Annotated in this window: 5 protein-coding genes; all 5 read left to right on the forward strand. The window is 71.1% G+C overall.

All coding sequences use genetic code 11. The features are described 5' to 3' along the window. Window positions 1-58: 58 nt before the first annotated feature. A complete protein-coding gene (locus I5E_RS12070; RefSeq protein ID WP_441294330.1) occupies window positions 59-274 on the forward strand; it encodes a UDP binding domain-containing protein in 216 nt (71 codons plus the stop codon). Between the two features lie 63 nt (window positions 275-337). Continuing rightward, on the forward strand, window positions 338-922 hold the full coding sequence (locus I5E_RS12075; RefSeq protein ID WP_261974929.1) for an ABC transporter permease: 585 nt from the start codon (window positions 338-340) through the stop codon (window positions 920-922). Beyond that, complete coding sequence (locus tag I5E_RS12080; RefSeq protein WP_022907214.1) at window positions 919-2,715, forward strand: ABC transporter ATP-binding protein; 1,797 nt, start codon at window positions 919-921, stop codon at window positions 2,713-2,715. Before I5E_RS12075 ends, I5E_RS12080 begins: the two co-directional genes overlap by 4 nt. Beyond that, complete coding sequence (locus I5E_RS12085) at window positions 2,712-3,584, forward strand: alpha/beta fold hydrolase (RefSeq protein WP_022907215.1); 873 nt, start codon at window positions 2,712-2,714, stop codon at window positions 3,582-3,584. Before I5E_RS12080 ends, I5E_RS12085 begins: the two co-directional genes overlap by 4 nt. A 40-nt stretch (window positions 3,585-3,624) precedes the next feature. After that, on the forward strand, window positions 3,625-4,572 hold a 948-nt coding region (locus I5E_RS12090; RefSeq protein ID WP_049973506.1), incomplete at its 3' end, for a family 1 glycosylhydrolase.

Raw genomic sequence — 4,572 nt, forward strand, 5'->3', positions numbered from 1 at the left:
AGGCCTCGGGGCGACGGTGGCCGCGTACGACCGGAGGNCCGTGGTCACGGCGCGCCGGGTGCGTCCGGAGCTGGAGTACGCGAAGCGCGCCACCGACGCACTGCGGGACGCGGACCTCGTGCTGGTCCTGACCGAGTGGACCGAGTTCCGCGAGCTCGACGCGGCCGCGGTCGCCGCGCTCGTGGCGGACCCGATCGTGGTCGACGGCCGCAACTGCCTCGACCGCGACGCCTGGACGGCAGCCGGCTTCACCTACCGCGGCATGGGCCGCTGACCACCGCGCGGGGGCGGCGCCGTCGCGGGCCTGCTGTCCACGCTCGTCGCGGTCGCGATCGGCCTGAGCTGGGGCTACGTCCGGGGCTGGATCGCCGAGGTCATCGGGTTCATCGTGAACCTCTTCCTCGTCATCCCGGGCCTCCCGCTCATGATCGTCATCGCGGCGTACCTGCAGAACGGCGGCATCGCGGTCATCATCGCGGTGATCGTGGTCACCGGCTGGGCCTGGGGCGCGCGCGTCCTGCGCAGCCAGACGCAGTCGCTCCGCGGTCGTGACTTCGTGACCGCGGCCCAGTTCTCCGGCGACGGCGCGACGCGCATCGTGTTCCGCGAGATCCTCCCGAACATGACGAGCCTCATCGTCGGCTCGTTCTTCGGTGCGGCGACGAGCGCCATCCTCGCCGAGGCGGGCCTCGAGTTCCTCGGACTCGGCGACTCGTCCATCGTCAGCTGGGGCACGATCCTCTACTGGGCGCAGAACTCGAACGCGCTGCTCACCGGCCAGTGGATCCTGCTGTTCGCCCCGGGTCTCTGCATCGCCCTCCTCGCGATGAGCCTGACCCTGATCAACTTCGGCGTCGACGCCGTGTCCAACCCGCGACTGCGCGACGGCGCGCGTCGCAAGCGCAAGGAGGCCACCGCATGAGCGGCGCACCCACGCACGCATCGGACGGCCTGGAGGCGCGGGACGGCGCCGCCACGCGCCTCCCGTGCGACCCGCACCGCGCCACGAGCGTGACGCAGGACGTCCTGCTGGACGTCCGCGACCTGTCGGTCGTGTACGAATCGGCCGGCCAGGAGGCCGTCCAGGCCGTCGACCACGTGTCCTTCAGCCTGCGGAAGGGCGAGTTCGTCGGCCTGGTCGGCGAGTCCGGCTCGGGCAAGTCGACCCTCGGCTACGCGCTGACCCGACTGCAGAAACCGCCGGCGCGTACGAACGGCGGCAGCATCGTCTTCGGCGGACACGACATCCGCGACCTCGACGAGGAAGCCCTCCGGCAGCAGCGCCAGGGCGGCTTCGCGATGGTGCTGCAGTCCGGCATGAACGCGCTCAACCCGGTGCGGACCATCCGCAACCACTTCATCGACGTGTTCAAGGCGCACGGCCACGTGTCGCGGGACCGCTGGGACGCCCGGATGAAGGAGCTCATCGAGAAGGTGAAGCTGCCGACGTCGATGCTCGCCCGGTTCCCCGGGGAGCTCTCCGGCGGCATGCGGCAGCGCGTCTCGATCGCCCTCGCGCTGTCGCTCGAACCGCAGCTCATGGTGTTCGACGAGCCGACCACCGCGCTCGACGTCCTCGTGCAGCACGCCGTGATGGACACCATCATCGAGCTGCAGCAGTCCGAGGGGTTCACGGCCATCCTGATCAGCCACGATCTCGGCATCGTCCTCGAGGCGACCGAGCGCGTGCTCGTCATGCACGAGGGGCGGATCGTCGAGGACGGCGGCTCGAAGGAGATCCTGCGCGACCCGCAGGACGACTACACGAAGATGCTGCTGTCGCACTACGCCGACCCGCGCGCCGAGGTCGTGAGCCTGCCCGGGTTCCCCGATCGGTCGCAGCGCTCGTCCGACGGGGCGACGCGCCAGGAGACGACGAGCTCGTTCAGCACGGTCGGGTCCCGCGAGCGCAGTGCGGCACGCAACCCGATCGTCGTCGACCACCTCGTGAAGACGTACCCGGCACCCCGCCGCGGCGAGCAGCCGGTGCAGGCGGTGCGCGACGTGTCGTTCACCCTCGAGCCCGGGCAGTCGCTCGCCCTCGTCGGGCAGTCCGGCTCGGGCAAGTCCACGATCGCGAAGCTGCTGACCGGCGTCGAGAAGCCGACGTCGGGCACGGTCCGGTTCGGGGACACGGACGTCGCGAAGCTCGGGCGCCGCGGCCTCAAGGACCTCCGCTCCGAGGTCCAGATGGTGTTCCAGGACCCGTACTCGGCGCTCAACCCGCTGCACACGGTGGAGTACACGCTGTCCCGGCCGATCGCGAACTTCACGGACCTCCGCGGACGCGATGCCCGTCGGCGGGTGCTCGAGCTGCTCGAGACCGTCGGCCTGACCCCGGTGGAGCAGTTCGCGCAGAAGCTGCCGCACCAGCTCTCGGGCGGCCAGCGGCAGCGCGTGGTCATCGCCCGGGCGCTGGCGAGCGACCCGCAGGTCATCATCGCCGACGAGCCGGTCTCGATGCTCGACGTGACGCTCCGCGCCGGGGTGCTCGCCCTGCTCGAGGACCTCCGCGAGCAGTGGGGCGTCTCGCTCCTCTACATCACGCACGACCTGCTGAGTGCGCGCCTCATCACCGACGACATCATGGTGCTGCACGACGGCGCCGTGGTCGAGCGGGGGCACACGGCCGAGGTGCTGCAGCACCCGCAGGACGACTACACCGTGGCGTTGCTCGACGCCGTGCCGAACCCGCGGAGGACACTGCTGGCATGAGCACCCTCCACGACTTCCCGACGGTCCCGCCGTTCGGCCACCTGCCCACCCCCGACGGCGTCGACGTCGTCGGGATCGACCTCCCCGTCGGTCGGCTCACCGCCTACCGCGTCGTGCCGTCCGGGCCCAGCAAGGGCGTCGTGCTCGTCGTCCCCGGGTACACCGGGTCGAAGGAGGACTGGCGGACGTTCATGCCGCTCCTCCGGGACGCCGGCTGGACCGCGGTCGCGATCACCCGGCGCGGGCAGGCCGACTCGGCGCGGGCGTCCGGACCCGCGGGCTACACGCTCGACGAGGAAGCCGCCGACGTCGTCCGGGTCGCACGGCTGCTCGACGACGGCGCGCCGGTGCACCTGATCGGCCACTCGCTCGGCGGCGTGATCGTGCGCGAGGCCGCGATCGCCGACCCGAGCGCGTTCCGCGACGTCGTGCAGTTCTGCTCCGGTCCGTACGGCTGGCCCTACCGCAAGGTGACCGAGCTGACGATCCTGCACGACACCGCCGGCAACCTCCGCCAGCTCTTCGATTCGACGAACCCGCTCTGGGCGTACCGGCCCGACGAGGAGCTCCCCGACGACCCCCGCTTCGTCCGCGACCGCTTCGACGCGCACGACCCCGCGAGCGTCGTCGCCGGCGGGCACATCCTCGAGGACCACACCGACTCGTCCGCCGATCTCCGCGCCACCGGACTGCCGGTGCTCGTGACGCACGGCGAGTGGGACGGCGCCTGGCCGATCCCGTGGCAGCGGCAGATGGCGCTCGACACGGGCGCCGCCTACGAGGTCATCCCGGAGAGCTACCACGGTCCCCAGGTCGAGAACCCGACGGCGACGCTCGCGGTCTTCGACACCTTCATGAGTCAGCACTGACCTGACCGAGCACGCACCGAAAGGCACCATCATCACCACGCTGCAGTTCCCCGACGGCTTCCTCTGGGGCGCCGCCACCGCCGCCCACCAGATCGAGGGCAACAACGTCAACAGCAACTGGTGGGTGCACGAGCACGAGCCCGACACCACCATCGTCGAACCCTCCGGGGACGCGGCGGACAGCTACCACCGCTACCGCGAGGACATCCGGATCGCCGCCGAGCTCGGCCTGAACTCCTACCGGTTCAGCATCGAGTGGGCGCGCATCGAGCCCGAGCGGGGCTTCGTGTCCCGCGCGGAGATCGACCACTACCGCCGCATGGTCGAGGCCTGCCACGAGTTCGGCATCGAGCCGATCGTCACGCTCATGCACTTCACCGTTCCCCGCTGGTTCGAGCGCGACGGCTTCTGGCGCGCCCCCGACGCCGCCGACCTGTTCGCCCGCTACACCGAGGCGGCCCTCCCCGTCGTCCAGGACGGCGTGCGCTACGTCTGCACGATCAACGAGCCGAACATCGCCGCGATGCTCGCCGGGGGAGAGGATGCCCGGAACCTCGTCGCCTACGGCCTGCCGAACCCGGACCTCGGCGTCGCCGACGCCCTGCTCGCTTCGCACAAGCGGTCGCGAGAGGTCCTCTCGCAGGTGTCCGGCCTGCAGTCCGGCTGGACGATCGCGACGCAGGCGTTCCGGTCGAACGGGGAGCCGGGTGCCGACGAGATGCTCCGCGAGTACGGGTACCCGCGCGACGACTGGTACCTCGAGAACGCCGCCGGGGACGACTTCCTCGGCGTCCAGGCGTACACCCGCACCTTCATCGGCCCGTCCGGTCCGTTGCCCGTGGCAGACGACGTCGAGACGACCCTGACCGGCTGGGAGTTCTACCCCGAGGCCTCGGCCGACGGACTCCGCAGCGCGTGGGAGCTCTCCGGCCACGTCCCGCTGATGATCACCGAGAACGGCATCGCCACCGCCGACGACTCCCGCCGG

This window comes from Curtobacterium sp. B18, assembly GCF_000333375.1.
GTDB lineage: Bacteria > Actinomycetota > Actinomycetes > Actinomycetales > Microbacteriaceae > Curtobacterium.

Coding starts and splice junctions, on each gene's coding strand:
- I5E_RS12080 (WP_022907214.1), top strand. CDS start 919: ATGAGCGGCGCACCCACGCACGCATCGGACGGCCTGGAGGCGCGGGAC.
- I5E_RS12085 (WP_022907215.1), top strand. CDS start 2,712: ATGAGCACCCTCCACGACTTCCCGACGGTCCCGCCGTTCGGCCACCTG.